The organism is Pseudomonas shirazensis, assembly GCF_014268785.2.
Taxonomy (GTDB): domain Bacteria; phylum Pseudomonadota; class Gammaproteobacteria; order Pseudomonadales; family Pseudomonadaceae; genus Aquipseudomonas; species Aquipseudomonas shirazensis.
Window position 1 is genome coordinate 419,358 of record NZ_JABWRD020000002.1, and the last position, 19,622, is coordinate 438,979.

At 66.3% G+C, this 19,622-nt stretch carries 7 protein-coding genes; all 7 read left to right on the forward strand.

The genetic code is table 11. The features are described from left to right. Positions 1-13 precede the first annotated feature (13 nt). The 7 genes from HU736_RS13210 to HU736_RS13240 all read left to right on the forward strand — a co-directional run bounded on the left by HU736_RS13210 (position 14) and on the right by HU736_RS13240 (position 19,531). Positions 14-12,550, forward strand: a complete 12,537-nt coding sequence (locus HU736_RS13210) for a BapA/Bap/LapF family large adhesin (RefSeq protein ID WP_186701448.1) — start codon at positions 14-16, stop codon at positions 12,548-12,550. A gap of 58 nt (positions 12,551-12,608) precedes the next feature. After that, on the forward strand, positions 12,609-14,042 hold the full coding sequence (locus HU736_RS13215) for a TolC family outer membrane protein (RefSeq protein ID WP_186701449.1): 1,434 nt from the start codon (positions 12,609-12,611) through the stop codon (positions 14,040-14,042). Continuing rightward, a complete protein-coding gene (locus HU736_RS13220) occupies positions 14,039-16,231 on the forward strand; it encodes a type I secretion system permease/ATPase (protein ID WP_103436089.1) in 2,193 nt (730 codons plus the stop codon). Before HU736_RS13215 ends, HU736_RS13220 begins: the two co-directional genes overlap by 4 nt. Then, positions 16,228-17,412 (forward strand): HlyD family type I secretion periplasmic adaptor subunit, encoded by a 1,185-nt coding sequence (locus HU736_RS13225; RefSeq protein ID WP_101316624.1) that lies wholly within the window; start codon positions 16,228-16,230, stop codon positions 17,410-17,412. Before HU736_RS13220 ends, HU736_RS13225 begins: the two co-directional genes overlap by 4 nt. Positions 17,413-17,484: 72 nt before the next feature. Beyond that, positions 17,485-18,384, forward strand: coding sequence for a chemotaxis protein (locus tag HU736_RS13230; protein WP_101316622.1), 900 nt, complete (start codon positions 17,485-17,487; stop codon positions 18,382-18,384). Between the two features lie 104 nt (positions 18,385-18,488). Further along, on the forward strand, positions 18,489-18,800 hold the full coding sequence (locus tag HU736_RS13235; RefSeq protein WP_101316620.1) for a hypothetical protein: 312 nt from the start codon (positions 18,489-18,491) through the stop codon (positions 18,798-18,800). Then, on the forward strand, positions 18,797-19,531 hold the full coding sequence (locus HU736_RS13240) for a YkgJ family cysteine cluster protein (protein ID WP_186701450.1): 735 nt from the start codon (positions 18,797-18,799) through the stop codon (positions 19,529-19,531). The genes HU736_RS13235 and HU736_RS13240 overlap by 4 nt, the downstream gene beginning before the upstream one ends. Positions 19,532-19,622 lie beyond the last annotated feature (91 nt).

Here is a 19,622-nt window from a genome sequence, read left to right on the forward strand (position 1 = left end):
GCAGGGAGCACCTATGGACAACATCGTCGTTGCCGACAAGCAAACCGCCGCCGTTACCCAGAACGCTTGGGGCAATCTGAGCCTGAAAGGGCCGGGCCTGGTGCAGATGCCAGTGCCGCCAGGCGAAGTGGCCACCGTCACTCGCAGCGGCCAGGACCTGATCGTCACGCTCAAGTCGGGCGAAAAGGTCACCATCGGCAACTTCTTTGTAGTCGACGCGGCGGGCGAGCAGAGCGACATGGTCTTCGTCGGCGAAGACGGCACGCTCTGGCACGCCCAGTACAACGCAGAGGCCTTTACCGGTTTCACCTTCGAGGACATCGCCTCGCTGGATGAGCTGATGGCCGGGGTCGGCGTTGCCGGCAGCGGGACCAACACCTTTGCCATCGCGGCCCTGGGCTTGCTGGGCGCCGGCGGCGCTGCGGCGGCAGTCGGCGGTGGCGGCGGCGGTGGCGGTGGCGGTGGCAGCAGCGGTGGCAGCTCACCGAACCCAGGCGACACCACCGCCCCGGCCAGCCCGATCGATCTATTGGTCTCGCCTGATGGCCTGCGCCTGAGCGGCCGGGGCGAAGCCGGCACCACGGTCAACATCCGTGACGCGGCGGGCAACTTGATCGGCACCGGCACAGTCGGTGCCGACGGCCGTTTCGATGTCACCCTGAGCCCGCCACAAACCAACGGCCAGGCGCTCGAGGTGACCCTTACAGATGCTGCCGGCAACACCTCAGCGCCTGGCAACACCACAGCCCCGGACATCGATACGCCGCCGGTCGACACCACTGCGCCGAATGCGCCAACCGATCTGGTCATCGCCGGCACCGGCAAACAACTGAGCGGTCGCGGCGAAGTGGGTACCACCGTGCAGGTGCGCGATGCTGACGGCAACCTGCTGGGCAGCGGCACCGTCGGCGCCGACGGCACCTTCCAGATTACCCTCGACCCTGCCGTGCTCGACGGCAGCACGTTGCAGGTCACCCTCACCGATGCGGCCGGCAACGTCTCCGCCGCCGGCAGCGTGGTGTCGCGCGACCTGCTTGCACCTGCGCAGCCCACCGACCTGCAGCTGAGCAACGGAGCCACCCTGACCGGTAAAGGCGAGCCAGGCACCACGGTGCAGGTCCGCGACGCCTCAGGCGCCCTGATCGGCAGCGGCGTTGTGGCTGCCGACGGCAGTTTCAGCCTGACGTTGAATCCGCCCCAGGCCAACGGTGAAGCGCTGGACGTGCGCCTGGTCGACGCCGCCCAGAACACCTCGGCGCCACTCCAGTTCAATGCCCCCGACACCACCGCCCCAGCCGCAGTCAGTGGCCTGGTTGTCGGTCCGGATCGGCAAGTATTGGGCGGCCGCGGTGAGCCCGGTGCCACGGTCGAAGTACGCGACAGCAATGGCCTGCTGCTCGGCAGCGGCACAGTAGCTGCCAACGGTACCTTCCTGATCGAACTCAACGGCGCCGTGCAGCCAGGCGAGCGCCTGAACGTGGTGCAGACCGACGCCAGTGGCAATGCGTCAGCGCCGCTGCCGTTCGATGTGCCCCTTACCGCCACCCCGCTAAGCCCGAGTGACCTGAGCATCGCTGCCAACGGCAGTTCGCTCAGCGGCAGTGCCCCGCCTGGCAGCCGCATTCAGGTGCGTGATGCCAATGGCAACGTGATCGGCAGCGTCGTGGTCGGCGCCGAAGGCACCTTTATCGTGGTGCTCAATCCAGCGCAGGCCAACGGTCAGTTACTCGACGTAGTTGCCCTTGATGGCAACGGCGGCGTGTCGCTGCCGGTGCAGATCAGCGCACCGGATATCACCGCGCCCGCTGCCCCCAGCCAGCTTGTGGTCAGCGCTGATGGCAGCCAGCTCAGCGGCCGCGCCGAGCCTGGCAGCACGGTGCGAGTGGTGGGCGCCAATGGCGTTGAACTCGGCACAGCTGTGGTCGGCCCAACCGGCGTGTTCACCATCGCCCTGAATCCGGCCCAGGTAGACGGCGAAGCACTGCAGGTTACCGCCACCGATGCCAAGGGCAATCTCTCTGCGCCCGGCAGTGTCAGCGCACCCGACCTGGACAGCCCCGACACTACTTCACCAAACCCGGCCAGCGGACTCGCTATCAGCGGAGACGGGCGTACGGTATCGGGTCGCGGCGAGCCTGGCAGCACCGTCAAGGTGCTCGACGCTCAAGGCAATCTGCTCGCGATCGGCACCGTCCTGGCCGACGGCAGCTTCAACCTGCAACTGCCTGCCGCCGTTACCGACGGCTCAAGCCTGCAAGTCACCCTGACCGATGCCGCAGGCAATGCCTCGGCCCCAGCTACGCTGCTCAGCCCTGACCTGCAGGCCCCCGCCCAGCCCACCAACCTCAGCCTGAGCGCTGGCGAGACCCTCAGCGGCAGCGCCGAGCCAGGCGCCCGGGTCGAGGTCCGCGCCGCCAATGGCGATTTGCTCGGCAGCGCCATCGTGGCTGCCAACGGCACCTTCACCCTGACCCTCAACCCACCTCAGGCCAATGGTGAAGTGCTCGATATCCGCGTCATCGACCTGGCCGGCAACGCATCGACGCCGCTGGCTTACGACGCCCCGGACATCACTGCGCCAACGATCATCAGCGGCGTGACCGTGGGCAATGGCGGTCTGACCATTGCCGGTCGTGGTGAAGCAGGTGCCATCGTCGAGGTGCGGGATGCCAATGGCGCCCTGCTCGGCACTGGCACAGTCGGCGCCAACGGCACCTTCCTGTTCGATCTGGATACCCCCGCCGCTGCGGGCCAGGCCATCAGCCTGGTGCAGAAGGATGCCGCCGGCAACACCTCGCCGGAACTCGACCTGACCGTACCCAATACGCCCATCCCAGCGACCCCGAGCAATCTCAGCCTGGCCGCGGACGGCAGCTCGATCAGCGGCAGTGCTACCCCGGGTACGCGGATTGACGTTCGTGATGCCCAAGGCAATGTCCTGGCGAGCACGGTGGTCGGCGCGGGCGGTACCTTCACCCTGCCGCTGAACCCGGCGCAAGCCAACGGCGAATTGCTTGACGTGGTTGCGGTGGATGGCGCCAGCAGTTCACTGCCAGCGCAGATCACTGCCCCGGATATCACCCCGCCAGGCGAAGCCAGTGACCTGCAGATCAGCGCCAACGGCGTGATCCTGACCGGCCGCGGCGAAGCCGGCACCACAGTAGAAGTGCGCAACGCTCAGGGCAATTTGCTGGGCACTGCGCTGGTAGGCGCCAATGGCATATTCACCGTCACCCTCGCCCCCGCCCAGACCGATGGCCAGGTGCTCGACGTCGAGCTGCGCGATGCGGCGGGCAACGAGTCCAGCGCCAGCGCAACTGCGCCGGACCTCGACGGCCCGTTGCAACCGGCGCAGATGGCACTGGATATCGCCGGCACCCAACTGACCGGTGTCGGTCAGGCCGGCTCGCTGGTCACCGTGCGGGCTGCCGACGGTACCGTGCTGGGCAGTAGCACGGTAGGCGCCGACGGCAACTTCAGCGTGACCCTCAACCAGCCCCAGCGCAACGGCGAGAAACTGACCGTCGAAGCCACCGACAGCCGCGGCAACAGCGCCGGTCCGGTCGACTTCACTGCGCCCGACACTCAGGCACCGGAGCCGATCAGCAATGAGGCGATCAATGGCACCGGTAGCCAGATCACGGGCCTTGGCGAACCTGGCGCTACCGTAACCGTACGCGCCGCTGACGGTACAGTGCTCGGCAGCGCGGTAGTGCAAGCCAACGGCGGCTTCACGATTCCCCTCAGCCCAGCCCTGAACAACGGCCAGGCACTGACCGTCGAGCAGCGCGATCCGGCGGGCAATATCTCCACCACAGTGCCCGTCACCGCCCCTGACGGCCAGGCCCCCGATGCGCCCACCGGCCTGGTATTGGCGGCGGACGGCAGTGTGCTCAGTGGACGCGGTGAACCCGGCAGCGTCGTCACCGTGACCGGCACTGGCGGCGTCATCCTTGGCAGCGCAACCGTACAGGGCGATGGCAGCTTCCAGATCGCCCTCAACCCCGTCCAGCTCAACGGCCAGACTCTGACCGCCACGCAAAAGGACCAGGCTGGCAACATCTCCGAGCCGGACACCCTGACCGCGCCAGACCTGCAAGCCCCTGAAGCTGCTCAAGGGGTGCAACTCAATGCGGGCGGCAACCTGATCAGCGGTCAGGCCGAACCCGGCACGACGGTTCAGGTGCGCGACCCGAACGGGGACCTCATCGGCAGTGTGGTGGTGCCTGACAACGGCAGCTTCAGCCTCCAGCTCAACCCCGTGCCGGTCGCGGGCGAGCAATTGTCGGTAACTGTCACCGACCTGCAAGGGCAGACCTCCCCGAGCGTGCCGATCAACGCCATCGACACTACTGCCCCGACCCTGCCAACCGGCGTGCAGGTCAACGCCGATGGCACCCAGGTCAGTGGCAGGGGCGAAGCGGGCAGCACGGTCGAAGTACGTGACGCTGCCGGCACTGTGATCGGCAGCACCACCGTGCCACAAAGCGGCGATTTCAGCGTCATTCTCGACCCAGCGCAGAAAGACGGCCAGGGCTTGAGCGTGGTCGCCACCGATGGCCGCAATGAATCCGCTGTGGTGCCAGTCACCGCGCCCGACCTGACCCCGCCAGCCCTGCCCATCGGCGTCAGCGTGGCCAATGACGGCAAGGTCTCCGGCACCGCTCCAGGTGCCACCGAGGTGATCATTCGCGATGCCAACGGCATCGAGTTGATCAGAGGGGCTGTCGAGGCAGACGGTAGCTTCAGCGTGCAGCTGCCAGGCAGCCAGAACAACGGTCAACCGCTGCTGTTGGAGGCTGTCGATGCGGCAACCAACACCAGCCCGGTGCTGCCGATCACCGCCCCTGACACCACCGTACCCGCAGAAGCGACCGATATCAGCGTCAGCCCTGATGGTACCAGCGTCGGCGGCAACGCCGAGCCCGGCAGCACGGTGGTCGTGCGTGACGCCGACGGCAAGGACATAGGTAGCGTGGTGGCAGGCCCGGACGGCAGCTTCGTGGTGCCGATCAAACCGCCGCTGGCCAGCGGCGACAGCGCCTCTGTAGTGGTCAAGGACCCGGGCGGCGAAGCCAGCACACCGCTGGCCGGCCCGGATGGCAGCGAAGTCGCAACACCGACCGACCTCGACCTCAGCGCCGACGGCTTTGTCCTGACCGGCATGGGCACAGTCGGTGCACTGATCACTGTGACCTCCGCCGGCGACACCCTGGGTACTGCGACGGTGGGCAGCGATGGTATCTTCCGGGTGTTCTTCAGCAACGCTCAACTCAACGCCCAGACTCTGCAGGTCAACGCGCGCTTTGGCGCAGGCAAACCTTCGGTACCGGCTATCGTCACGGCTGAGGACACCACGGCGCCTGAAGCGCCAACACAACTGGCGATTGACCGCAGCGGCAGCCTGCTGACAGGTAGCGGCGAGGTCGGCGCGACCGTTTCGGTAGTGGATGCCAATGGCACCTTGCTCGGTTCGGCGACGGTCGCCAGCACCGGCCTGTTCAGCATCAGCCTCACTCCGCCACAAGCCAATGCGCAGTTGTTGACCGTCACCCAGAGCGACGCCAGCAACAACGTTTCGCTGGCAGCGACGACCACTGCGCCAGACCTGCAAGCGCCCCTGGCGGCCAGCGGCGTCAGCCTCAATAGCGCAGCTACCGTGGTCAGCGGCCAGGGCGAAGTCGGGGCCATCGTCACCGTGCGCGACGCCAGTGGCGCTGTGCTGGCTACCGGTACCGTCAACCCGGCCGGCCAGTTCCAGATCACCCTGCCGGCAGCGCAAACCAGCGGCGCACCCCTGCAGGTCACCCTGAGCGATGCGGCTGGTAATGTTTCTGCCCCCGCCAGCCTGGCCACACCGGATCGCACGCCACCTGCGGCGGTTACCCAAACCGTGCTCAGCGCCGACGGCCGTCAGCTTTCCGGTCTGGGCGAAGCCGGTGCCAGTGTCGAGGTGCGCAACAGCGCCGGGGCCTTGCTCGGTACCGCCACAGTAGGTGCCGATGGACGCTTCAGCGTGCTCTTCAGCACCCCACAGGCCAGCGGCCAGCCGATCGGCGTGACCCAGCACGACGCCGCGGGCAATACCTCACCCGCGACCTCGGTCAACACGCCTGACCTGACTCCACCGGCACCGCTGACCAACTTGATGCTCAACAACAATGGCCTGACCTTGACCGGCCTCGGCGAACCCGGCGCCAGCGTCACGGTGCGCGGACCGGATGGCACCATCATCGGCAGCGGCAACGTCGCCGCCAACGGCAGCTTTACCCTGACCCTGGATAACGCACAACTCAACGCCCAGCGCCTGAGCGTTACCCAGAGCGACGCCAGCAACAACACCTCAGCGCCTGTGGCCGTGACAGCTCCGGACCTGACCCCTCCCGCAGAGCCTGCCAATCTGCTGTTGGCCAGTAACGGCGTGCAACTGAGCGGCACCGCCGAGGCGGGCAGTACGGTCACCGTCCGCGACAGTGCCGGCAATGTTCTCGGTAGCGTGGTTGCAGCCAGCAATGGCACCTTCCAGGTCACGCTCAACAGCGTCCAGGCCAACGGTCAGACCTTGCAAGTGACCGCCACCGACGCCGCTGGCAACGTGTCCCAACCCGGCAGCTTCACCGCGCCTGACACTACCCCGCCCGCCGCCGTCGCCAACCTGGCCGTGGCCGCCAATGGCGCCAGCCTGGCCGGCACCGGCGAAGCTGGCGCAACGGTGGCAGTGCGGGCAGCCGATGGCACCTTGCTGGGGACCGGCACAGTGGCTGCGGACGGCCGTTTCACGGTCAACCTGAGCCCGGCGGCAATCGTCGGCAGCAATCTCAGCGTGGTACAGAGCGACGCCAGCGGCAACGCCTCGCCCGCCGAAACCGTCACTGCACCAGGCAGCCTGGCGCCGGATATCCCCGGTAATTTGCTGCTGGCGGCAGATGGCCTCAGCGTGACCGGCAGCGGCACTCCCGACAGCACGGTCACGGTGTACGGCCCAGGCGGCGCAGTGCTTGGCACTGCGGTGGTAGCGGCAGGCGGCACCTTCACGGTGGCGCTCAACAGCGTCCAGGCCAACGGTGAAACCCTGCAGGTCAGCGCAGTCGGCACCGACGGCAGCGCTTCGCTGCCGGCCACCCTGCAGGCGCCGGATACCACTGCGCCGCAGCCACTCAGCGAACTGCAACTGGCCAGTGATGGGCTGACCCTCACCGGACGTGGCGAGCCCGGCGCGCGGGTCAGCATCAGCGGCCCTGGCGGATTGGATCTGGGCGAAGGGGTGGTCGGCGCCGATGGCCGGTTCAGCCTGCAACTGACTGCTCCGCAGCGCAATGGCGAGGCGCTCAGCGCCAGCCAGACCGATGCCGCCGGCAACGAATCCAACAGCGTCAACCTGACCGCACCCGATCTGCTTGCCCCGAACGCACCGGGCAACCTCGCCGTCACTGGCGGCGGCACGCTGCTCGGCGGCACCGGCGAGGCTGGCAGCAAAGTCACTGTACTGGCCGCTGACGGCAGCGTCCTCGGCAGCGGCATCGTGCGTGACGACGGCAGCTTCCAGGTCTCGCTCAATCCGATCCAGGCCAACGGCCAAAGCCTGCAGGTCGTGCTTACCGACAACGCCGGCAACCAATCGCCGGCGGCCAGCACCACCGCGGCCGATATCACCGCACCGGATGCGCTGACGGCGCTGGCGATTGCCAGCGACGGCGCGACCCTGACTGGTCGCGGCGAGGCCGGGGCTACGGTCAGGGTCAGCGGCCCGGATGGCGCGCCGCTGGGCGAAGCACTGGTCGATGCCAACGGCTTCTTTACCCTGACCCTCAACCCTACCCTGGGCAATGCCGAACGGCTCAGCCTGACCCAGACCGACCTGGCCGGCAACGTCTCTGCGCCAGCAACTCTCAATACCCCTGACTTCACCCCGCCGGCGCAGCTCACTGCGGTGACTATCAGTACCGACGGCAGCATGATCGCGGGCCGCGGTGAAGCCGGCGCAACCGTCACCGTGACCGATGCCAACGGCTCGTTGCTGGGCACCACCAAAGTGCTTGCCGACGGCAGCTTCGAGATCATGCTCACGCCCGCGCAGATCAACCAGCAAGTGCTCGCGGTGCAACAGGCCGATCCGCCCGGCAACGTCAGCCAGCCGGTCAGCGTCGAGGCACCTGACCTGACCCCGCCTGCGGCACCTGTGCAACTGCAGCTGAATGCTGATGGCAGCGAGCTCAGCGGCGTCGGTGAGCCAGGCAGTACCGCCAGGGTATACCTCGGCAGTACTGAAATCGGCACCGTGCAGGTTGGCGACGATGGCCGGTTCGTGGTGGCTTTGAGCCCGTCGCAAAATAATGGCCAGCAGCTCCAGGTGACCCTCGAGGATGCCAAGGGCAACTTGTCGCCAAGCACCCCGGCGACCGCTCCGGACACCACCCCACCGCCTGCAGTCAACGCTACCATCAACGCCAGCGGCACCCAGTTGAACGGCACCGGTGAGGCCGGCGCGCGGCTGACCGTGCTCAACGACAAGGGCGATCTGGTCGGCCAGGGCAACATCGGCGCCGACGGCAGCTTTGTGCTGAACCTGTCACCGGCGCAACTGAACGGCCAGGTGCTGAGCATCGTTGCTCAGGACGCGACCGGCAATCCATCGCCGGCCTTCGCCGTCACCGCACCTGACCTGACCCCGCCGGCGCAACCCACAGGCCTCAGTGTCAGCGCTGATGGCACGCTGCTCAGCGGGACTGGCGAGGTCGGCAGCTTTATCACCGTACGCGCCCCGGACAACACCGTGGTCGGTACTATCGAGGTGCCTGCGGGCGGGAGCTTCAACGTGGCGCTCGACCCGGCGCAGAACGACGGCCAGGTTCTCCAAGTGGTTGCCACTGACGCCTCTGGCAATGCCGCGCCAGCGGTCCCTGTCACCGCTGAAGACAACAGCCCACCGGCGCCGGTGAGCAACCTGGTGATCGACGCGACCTACAGCGTGATCAGCGGACGCGGTGAGGCGGGCGCCAGTGTGATTGTCACGCAGAACGGCGCGAAGATAGGCGAAGGCACCGTGCTCGCCAATGGCACGTTCCAGTTTGCGCTCGATACCCCGGCGCAGCCAGGTCTGCTAGTAAGCGTGGTGCAGACCGATGCCGCCGGTAATCCGTCGGCCCCGGCCGACTACACCCCGCCGCTGATCCCGCTCACAGAGGCCCCGCTCAATGTCGTACTGGCCGGTGATGGCCTGACGCTGACCGGCACCTCTTCTCTCGGCGCCATCATCACCGTGTCCAACGCTGCCGGTCAGCCCATTGGCTCGACCATCGTCACTCAGCTGGACGGCAGCTTCACCGTGACCCTGAACCCGGCGCAACGCAATGGCGAGCTGCTATCGGTAACCGCCGACGCAGCCGACGCCGGCGAATCGGCCCCGGTCATTGTCCAGGCTGGTGATACCACTCCACCTGCGATACCGGTAGTCAGCGCACTGTCCAGCAACGGTCTGGTCCTGACCGGCACCGGTGAGGCGGGAGCCACCGTGTTCGTACGGGATACACAGGGCAATCTGCTCGGCAGTGGCCAGGTCAACGCCGGCGGCGCCTTCAGCATCAATCTCAACGCGCCGCAGCTCAATGGCCAGATCCTTGAGGTCAGCCAGCGCGACGCTGCCCTCAATCTGTCCGACAACATCGGCTTCAACGCTCCTGACGTGCAGGCGCCCAACCCGCCAGGCAACTTGCTGGTCAATGGCTTGGGCACCCAGCTAAGTGGCACGGGCGAAATCGGTGCCACCGTTAGCGTGTTCTCGGCTACAGGCACACCGCTGGGCACCGCCGTGGTCGGCCCCAACGGGCAATTTACCGTCAATCTCACCGCTACCCAGAACGACGGCCAAGTGCTGACCGTGCGCCAGGCCGACGCCGCTGGCAATATCTCCGGCACCACCACCATCGGCGCGCCGGACACCACGCCACCGCCCGCCCCCACCGCCACCATCAATGCCGCTGGCACCTTGGTCAGCGGCGCCGGCATCGCTGGCAACAAGATCACCGTGCTCGGCGGCGGCGGCGTAGTGCTGGGCAGCGCCATCGTCGGCGCCAACGGCCTGTTCGTGGTCAGCTTGCTGGCGGCGCAGGTCGACAACCAGGCCTTGACGGTCAACCAGAGCGATGCCGCGGGCAATACCTCCGGGGTGGCCCTGACTGCTCCGGACATCACGCCACCCGCCATCGCCAGCAATTTGGTGATCAATGCCGATGGCAGCGTCATCACCGGGCGCGGCGAGCCTGGCGCGACGGTGACGGTGCGCGGTCCCAGCGGGGTCGTTTCGCAGCCCGCTACGGTCAATCCGGACGGCACCTTCACGGTCACCCTGAGCCCTGCCCAGGATAACGGCCAGGCCCTTTCGATCACCCTTACCGACCCGCGCAACAACGTCTCCGCCGGGGTTGCGCTGATCGCGCCGGACGTCGACGCCAACGCGCCAGTCTCGGCCAGCGACAATCTGGCGGTAGCCACGGTGAACCTGGCCCCGGTCATCACCACCAAGACCTTCACCGACAGCTTCAGTACGCTGTTGTCCGGCTTCTCGAAAACCTTCACCTGGACGGTCGCCGCCGGCACTACTGCCGACCCGACCCTGACCCTCAGCACCAGCAGCGCCCTGGCCTTGCTCGACGGCGCGACCTACACCCTGCAGGTCAAGAATGCTGCTGGCGCCTGGGTCACCCTCGCCACCGGCAACAGCCAGGGGCTGCTCGACCTGATCCTGCTGCCGCTGGGCCAGGGTGTGCGGGTCAATATCGGTGAACTGCTGGCGGGTGACTACCGGCTAACGGTCAACAGTACCGGTATCGGTCTGCTGACCACAGTCACCACCAGCCTTGACGTGCAGTCCACCAGCCTGACCCAGTTCACCGGCACCGGCACGCCGACCACCGGCAACGTCCTCAGCGACCCTGGCACCGATGGCAGCGTCGACCAGACCGGCCCGGACAACGGCGCGGTGGTGCAGGTACTGAAAAACGGCAGCTACGTCTCCGCCGGCGCCGCCACCGAAGTGCAGGGTCTGTACGGCACCTTGCTGATCCGCGCCGATGGCAGCTACAGCTATACCCCCAACGGCAGCCCGTCGAGTGTGGGCAAGGTCGATGTGTTCAGCTATCAGTTGCTGCATGCCAACGGCCTCAAAGACACCGCCAATCTCTACGTGCGCATCGACAGCCCACAAGCCACCGAGATCTGGAACGACAACAACTACAGCGCGCCGGCCGCCGTGGTCGACGCGGTCAACGACCTCGACAGCACCGGTATCAGTCTGGTCAACCGTGAAACCAGCGGCAGCGCCAACCTGGCTAACCTGAGCTTGCCGCTGATTGGCAACCGCTCGGTGACGTCGGCAACCAATACGGTTGCGGTCGATACCACTGCCGACCTGCAGGTAGTGCTCAACTCGAGCAATCTGCTCGGGCTGCTCAGCGGCACCAAGATCGAGCTGCTCAAGCTCAACCCGGCAACAGGTCTGTATGTAGTTGAGCAAACCGTTACCGGCGGCTCACTGGTCAGCCTGCTCGGCGGCGGCGCAGCGTACACCTTCCAGGACAAGGGGCCAGGTTCGTATCAGATTCGCGTCAGCGCCGGCGGCATTGGCCTGGCCGCTTCGATTGCCACCACTATCAACACCACCACGACCTACACCAAGGAATTCGTAGTCAGTGGCTACACCCCGGTCAGCGGCAACCTGCTCAACGACACCACCGGTACCGGCAGCGATACCCTCGGCTCCAGCCTGACCGTGCTCAGCGTGCTGGTGGCGGCCAACACCTATGCCATCCCCGGCTACAACGGCATCAGTGTTACCGGCACCTACGGCACGCTGCTGGTGCAGGCAGATGGCAGCTACAGCTATACCCTCAAGCCTGGCCTGAGCGCAGCCGTGATTGGCCAGCAGGACACCTTCACCTACGAATTGACCCACCCCAACGGCACCACCGACACCGCCACCCTGACCATTGGCCTGAACAACGCAGCAGCCTTCACCGCTACCTCGGCGCTGCTGGCCGGCGGCGACGATGACGCTGGCGCGCTGTTCAGTGTGGCTGCCAGCACTGCGGTCGAAGGGCTGCACGGCGGCGATGGCAACGACCACCTCGACGGTAGTCATGGTGGAGCAATCAGCCTGACCGGCGGCGCTGGTGACGACACCCTGGTGATCGTCGATCAGCAGTTCACCAACGTCGACGGCGGCAGCGGTACCGACACCCTGTTGTGGGCCGGCGGCGATGCCAGTATCGACCTCGGCAACCTGGTTGGGCGCCTGCACGACATCGAGGTGATCGACCTCAACGACAGCAGTTCGGTGACCTTGAGTCTGAGCCTGGCCGACGTGGTAGCGGTGACCGAAAGCGCCAACGACACCCTGCTGATCAAGGGTGACAGCAACGATACCGTGCAGCTCAGCGACAACTGGACCCTGACCGGCCAGCAGAATGCCGACGGTATCGACTATACCCAATACACCGCCCAGGAGGATCCAAGCCACCACTTGTGGGTACAGAACGGCATCCACGTTGTTTGAAGCTGATGAACCCCGCCGGGCAACCGGCGGCAAGGACGACCAGCAGTAAGGGAAACCTGTGAAGCGAGGCTGTCAGCTGTCACCGCTGTTACTGGGAGCCCTCGGGCTCCTCGCGTGCAACCTTTACCCGGTCGCCATGGCGGCCGATGACATAGACCCGCAACTGCGCCAGATCGGCCCGTCGTTGTTGCGCGATGCGCCGGATGCCGTGCCGGCGCGCGCGCCGGTCGGCCAGTCGGCAATAGCTGGCGACCGCCTCGGCATCGACGAGGCGGTGCTGATAGCCGCGCAGTGGCACCCCAGCATCGCCGAGGCGGTGGGCAACCTGTACAAGCAGGGCGAAGGCATCAACGTCGCCCGCGCCGGTTATTACCCGCAGATTTCCGGCGGCCTGCGCGGCGGCTACGACACCGGCAACGGCGCCGACCGCAGCAGCCAGGCACTGAATCTGTCGCTCAAGCAGATGCTGTATGACTTCGGCAAGGTCGACAACGCCGTCAGCGCCGCCCGCGCCGCAGCCGCCCGGGCCCAGGCCAACATCCTGCTGGTGCTCGATGACCTTGCCCGCGACACCGCCTATGCCTGGATCGAAACCCGCCGCTACGAGCAACTGACGCTGATTGCCCGCGAGCAGATCCGCGGCGTCGGCGACATCGTCGAGCTCGCCCGGCAACGCAGCGACATGGGCGCCAGCGCCCGTTCCGACACGGTGCAGGCCGAGTCACGGGTCGAAAGCGCGCGGGCCACCTTCGCTGAATATCAAGCGCAGCACCAACGCTGGCGCTCGACCCTGGCGGCGCTGCTCGGGCGCATCTCGCCACCGGCGCTGGCCGAGGAGTCACCGCGCCAACTCGAGGGTGCCTGCAGCCGCACCCAAGGCGGCGACGAGCGTTTGCCAGCGGTGCTGATGGCCCTGGCCTTGCGTGCGCAGTCTCAGGCCGAGTTGGCCCAGGCCAAGGCCGAAGCCTACCCGACCCTGTCGTTGCAGCCGCAGGTCAATCACTACCTGGACAACGAATACGACCGCGACAACTCGCGCCTCGACCGCACCCAGGCCGGGATCTACCTCAACCTCGAAGTGCCCATTTATCAAGGCGGAGCCGTCAGTGCCCGCAGCCGCGCCGCGGGATATGCGCTGACCTCGGCCGACGCTGCCGAAGACGCCGCCCGCCTGCAGGCCCGCCGCGGCCTGGCTGAGGCGCAGGCGCAGACCGCCGGCCTGGCGCGGCGGCTGCGCTCGCTGGAAGCGCGTCAAGTCAGCATTCAGGAGGCGCGCATGCTCTATGGCCGGCAGTACCTGGACCTCGGCACGCGACCGCTGCTCGACCTGCTCAACGCCGAGCAGGAGATCTACCAGTCACGCTTCGAACTGGCCGGCACCCGCTCGGACCTACTCCGGCTGGATATCGACTGCCTCTACAACAGCAGTGCGCTGCGCTCGGCCTTTGCCCTTGAAGGCCGCAGCCTGCAAGGCGTGGAGATTCAACCATGACCGACACCGTCAACCTTGATCTGCAGCAGACGCAACAGGCCGCGCCCGCGCCGGACGCACCGCCCCGGGCTGACCTCGGACCGTGGCTGGAGGTGATGCTGCAGGTCGCCCACCATTACCGCCTGGACGTCTCGCCGCAGCGCATCCGCTTGGCCGCCATCGAGGATGCGCGGCCGCTGGACGAGATCCTGCGGCACATGGCGCGGCAGGCCGGGCTGACCCTTCGCTTCGTGCGCTTCGATGCCAAAGGCCTGCGCCAGTGGCGCACGCCGATGGTGCTGGAACTCGACGACGGCCAGTTGGCCACGGTCGAGGCGGTTACCGAAGAAAACGACCTGGCGGTAGTGTTCGCCGGTGATCAGGGGCTGACCTCACGGCTGCCCCGTGAGGCGCTGACCGGCCGCATCGTGCGAGTGGCCCTGCTGCGCCCGGCGCGGCCGTTGCGCGATGTGCGCACCGACGACTACACCGCGCCGTATGACCGCCACTGGTTCGCCCGCATCGTCCTGCGCGACCTGCGCCCGTATGGCCAGGTCATGCTCGCCTCACTGGTGGCCAACGTGCTGGCATTGGCCGGGGTGCTGTTCTCGATGCAGGTATACGACAGGGTGATCCCGGCCGAGTCGCTGCCGACCCTGTACGTGTTGTTCGGCGGCGTAGTGCTGGCGCTGGTGTTCGACTTCAGCATGCGCCTGCTGCGCCTGAAGGTCACCGACCTGCTCGGCAAGCGCGCCGACCTGCGCATCTCCGACCTGGTCTTCGGCCATGCCCTGCGCCTGCGCAACTCGGTGCGGCCAAAATCTACCGGCTCGTTCATCTCACAGTTGCGCGAACTGGAACAGATCCGCGACCTGATCACCTCGAGCACTGCCACGGCGCTGGCCGATTTGCCGTTCTTCCTGTTATTCTTGCTGGTGTTCTGGCTGATCGGCGGCGTGCTGGTGGTGATCCCGTTGGCAGCGCTGGTGGCCATGCTCCTGCCCGGCCTGCTCGCGCAACGGCGGCTGGCACGCCTGGCGAATGCGTCGATGCGTGAGTCGGCGCTGCGCAACGCCATGCTGGTCGAGAGCATCCAGGGCATGGACGAGATCAAGGCGCTGCAGGCCGAGGCCCGCTTCGAGCGCCAATGGAACCAATACAACGCCGCCTGCGCCCACAGCAACCTGCGCCTGCGCACGCTGACCAATGGCCTGGTGACCTGGACCCAGAACGTCCAGGGCGCGGTGTTTGCCGTGGTCATCGTGGTCGGCGCGCCGATGGTGATTGCGGGTGATCTGACCACCGGCAGCCTGGTCGCGGCATCCATGCTGTCGTCGCGGATGATGGCGCCCATGGCCCAACTGACCCACGTGCTGACCCGCTGGCAACAGGCCAAGGTCGCCCTGCAAGGGCTGGACAAATTGATGCAGTCACCAGTCGATCACCCCGAAGGCGAAGCACGCGTGCACCTGCCGGCAATTCGTGGCGAATATCAGCTGCGCCAGGCCACTTTCCGCTACAGCCCTGAAGCACCGCCGGCCCTGAGCATCAACCAACTGAACATTCAGCCTGGCGAACGCATCGCGATTCTGGGCCGCAATGGCGCTGGCAAGTCGACCCTGCTGCAGGCCCTGGGCGGGGCGATGGATCTGGTCGAGGGCGAGGTCACGCTCGATGGCATCGCCATGGCCCACCTCGACCCGGCCGACCTGCGCCGCGACGTCGGCCTGCTGGCGCAGTACTCGCGGCTGTTCCACGGCACCCTGCGGGAAAACCTCACCCTCGGCGCCGGCCAGGCCAGCGACCAGGAACTGCTCGCCGCCCTGGCTGCCAGTGGCGCGCTGGAATTCGTCCGGCAATTGCCCAAGGGCATGGACCACCTGGTGCTCGAAGGCGGCGCAGGCTTGTCCGGTGGGCAACGCCAGGCACTGGTCCTGGCGCGGCTGCTGGTGCGCCAGCCACAGGTGCTGCTGCTCGATGAGCCGACCGCATCGCTGGATGACATCAGCGAACGGCGCCTGCTGGATAACCTCGAGCGTTTCTGCCAGGGCCGCACGCTGATCATCGCCACCCACCGCATGAGCGTCCTGCAACGGGTAGATCGGGTGCTGGTGCTCGATGGCGGGCGGATTATCATCGACGACAAACGTGACGCTGCCCTGTCACGTTTGAGCCAGGGCGGTCAGCCAAGCCAGGGAGGCAAAGCATGAGCAGCCACGAACTTCCGGCATCATACCTGGATGGAGAAGACGACCACGCCGTGCTGCGCGCCGGGCGCATCATTATGGTCTGCGCCTTGATGCTGGCGGCGTTTCTGGCCTGGGCGGCGTGGTTCGAGGTGGTCGAGGTGTCGACCGGCACCGGCAAGGTCATCCCCAGCTCACGCGAGCAGGTGATCCAGTCGTTCGAAGGCGGCATCGTTGCGCAGATGAACGTCGCCGAAGGCGATCTGGTCGAGCGCGACCAGGTGCTGGCCCAGCTCGATCCCACCAAGACCTCATCCAGCGTCGGCGAGAGCGAGGCCAAGTACTGGGCAGCGCTGGCCAGCGTCGCCCGGTTGCGCGCTGAGGTCACCGGCAAGCCGCTGAACTTCCCGCCCAGCCTGAGCAAGTCGCCGGAGCTGATCGAGACCGAAACCGCGCTGTACCAGACCCGCCGCCGCGGCCTCGAGCAGACCCTGGCCGGCATCGAGGACTCGCTGCGGCTGGTGCGCAGCGAACTGAAAATCACCGAAAACCTGGCCAAGATGGGCGCCTCCAGCCGGGTCGAAGTGATCCGCCTCAACCGCCAGCGCTCGGAGCTCGAACTCAAGGCCAACGAAGCGCGCTCGGACTATCTGGTGCGCGCCCGCGAAGACCTGGCCAGGGCCAGCGCCGAAGCCGACAGCCTCGAGCAGGTGATCCGCGGCCGCAACGACTCGCTGTCTCGCCTGACCCTGCGCTCGCCGGTACGCGGCATCGTCAAGGATATCGAAGTGAATACCCTTGGCGGGGTGGTCCAGCCAGGCGGCCAGGTGATGAAAATCGTACCGATGGACGAGCGCCTGCTAATCGAAACACGCATTGCCCCGCGCGATATCGCCTTCATCCACCCCGATCAGGCGGCCAAGGTCAAGATCAGCGCCTACGACTACTCAATCTATGGCGGCCTCGAAGGCAAGGTGGTGGGTATCTCGCCAGATACCCTGCAGGACGAATTCAAACCCGAGATCTATTACTACCGGGTGTTCATCCGCACCGAACAGGACAGCCTGCAGAACAAGGCCGGCAAACATTTCGCCATTGTCCCGGGCATGATCGCCACGGTGGATATCCGCAGCGGCGAAAAAACCATCCTCGATTACCTGATCAAGCCACTCAATCGAGCCAAGGAGGCCCTGCGCGAACGTTGAAGGGCTAAAGCCTGGGCCGGGCAGGCCGATAACCCGGCATCCTCCCTATTCTGACTTAGCCGAAGGTTGCCCATGGCCACCCAAAATGCCCGCGCGGACTCGTTGTCGCTGCTGCTGTTCACCCTGCGCAGCGGCAAGCTGATGGCGATCAACCTGCTCAAGGTCAGCGAAATCATCACCTGTCCACAGCTGACCAAGCTGCCCGAGTCGCACCCGCACGTCAAAGGCGTGGCCACTCTGCGCGGCAACTCGCTGTCGGTGATCGACCTGTCGCTGGCCATCGGCGAACGGCCGCTGGCCGACCCCGATGGCGGCTGCCTGATCGTCACCGAGATCAGCCGCTCGCGCCAAGGCCTGCATGTACAGGCCGTAAGCCGCATCGTGCACTGCCTGAGCACCGACATCAAACCGCCGCCATTCGGCTCGGGCAACCGCTCGTTCATCACCGGCGTGACCCGGGTCGACAACACCCTGGTGCAGGTACTGGATATCGAAAAGGTCATCCACGCCATCGCCCCGGCGCCAGCCGAGCCACTGCCGGGCGAACTCGGCGAGGAAGACGCCAGCCTGCTCGCGGCCGCCAACATCCTGGTGGTCGATGACAGCCAGGTTGCCCTGCAGCAGTCGGTGCACACCCTGCGCGGCCTCGGTATCGAGTGCCACACCGCGCGCAGTGCCAAGGATGCGATCAACGTCCTGCTCGAGCTGCAAGGCACCGAACGCGAGATCAACATCATCGTCTCGGATATCGAGATGTCCGAGATGGACGGCTATGCCTTCACCCGTACCCTGCGCGAGACGCCCGACTTCCAGCACCTGTACATCCTCCTGCACACCTCGCTGGACAGCGCCATGAGCAGCGAGAAGGCGAAAAACGCTGGCGCCAATGCGATTCTCACCAAGTTCTCCTCGCCCGACCTCACCGAGTGCCTGGTGACCGCAGCGCGCACGGTGGTGTTCGCCGAACGGTAACACCTGGTTGCCATTTGCCCGGCGCACAGCGCCAGCTGCATGCCCAGCGGGTGACGAGTCAGGCATAATCGGCGCTCCCTGGGCAATTGTTACCGGTACCCTGTATGAAGTGTTTGCGCTACCTCCTCGCTGTCTGCGCCCTGAGCAGCGGTGTCGCCCAGGCTTCCAGCAGTGAAGCCTGGAACGAATATCGCCAGCAGATGCTCAAGGACTGCCTGGCCGCCAGCCAACTGAAAGACGCCCACGCCCGCGGCAAACCCACCGAGTTCGATGATCGGGTCGGCTACAGCGCCCTGCTGATCGAAGGCATCTACCCGCAAAAGCACATGAAAAAGCGCACCGGCACCGAGCTGTGCCTGTATGACCGTGCGCACAAGCAGGCCTACGTCAGCGAGTGGAACCCCAGCGCCAAGTGAATCCACCCATTCGTTTTGCCTGCACCGGCTGTGGCAAATGCTGCACTGGCCACCATGTGCCACTGACCCTCGCCGAGGCCCGCCAATGGGCGGCCACAGAGGGGCAGGTAGTGGTGTTGATCGAAGGCTTCGTCAGCGATGGCCCAGGCATGCCGGTGGACCAGCGCGAACATGTGCTGGGGCGTTCATATCCGGTCAGTTGCGGCGCGGCCGAGCTGCGCGTGTCGGTGACATTTGCCGCGTTCAACCCTGGCCGCTGCCGCAACCTCGATGAACACGACCTGTGCCGGATCTATGAAACACGGCCGCTGGTGTGCCGGATCTATCCCGCCGAGATCAATCCGCATCTGCCGCTGCGGCCGGAGAACAAGGACTGCCCGCCCGAGGCATGGCAACAAGGCCCTGAGTTGATCCATGGGCAGATGCTGGCCGATCCGCAGCTGGTCGCACTGATCGCCGCGTCACGCCAGGCCGACCGCGACGACATCGCCACCAAGGTGGCCATCTGCGAAGCGCTGGGGATGAACACCAGTGCCCTGAAAGGCAACGGCTTCACTGCGTACCTGCCGGACATGGGCGCATTCAGCACAGCGCTGGAGCAGGTCGCCAGCGCTGAGCGTGCCGCCTGGAGCGTGCATGTGGTCGACCCGGCGCTGAGCGCCGAGCTGCTCGAACATGGCCTGCGCACGACCGCCGAGACGCCGCAGTACTACGCCTTCATCGGTTTCTGAACGACACTGCAGTGCGGCGCAGGCATTGAGCGCGCCGCTTTGCAGGGCAAACTGTCAGCGCTGACAGCTGGCTGTCACCCTGGCGACCCGG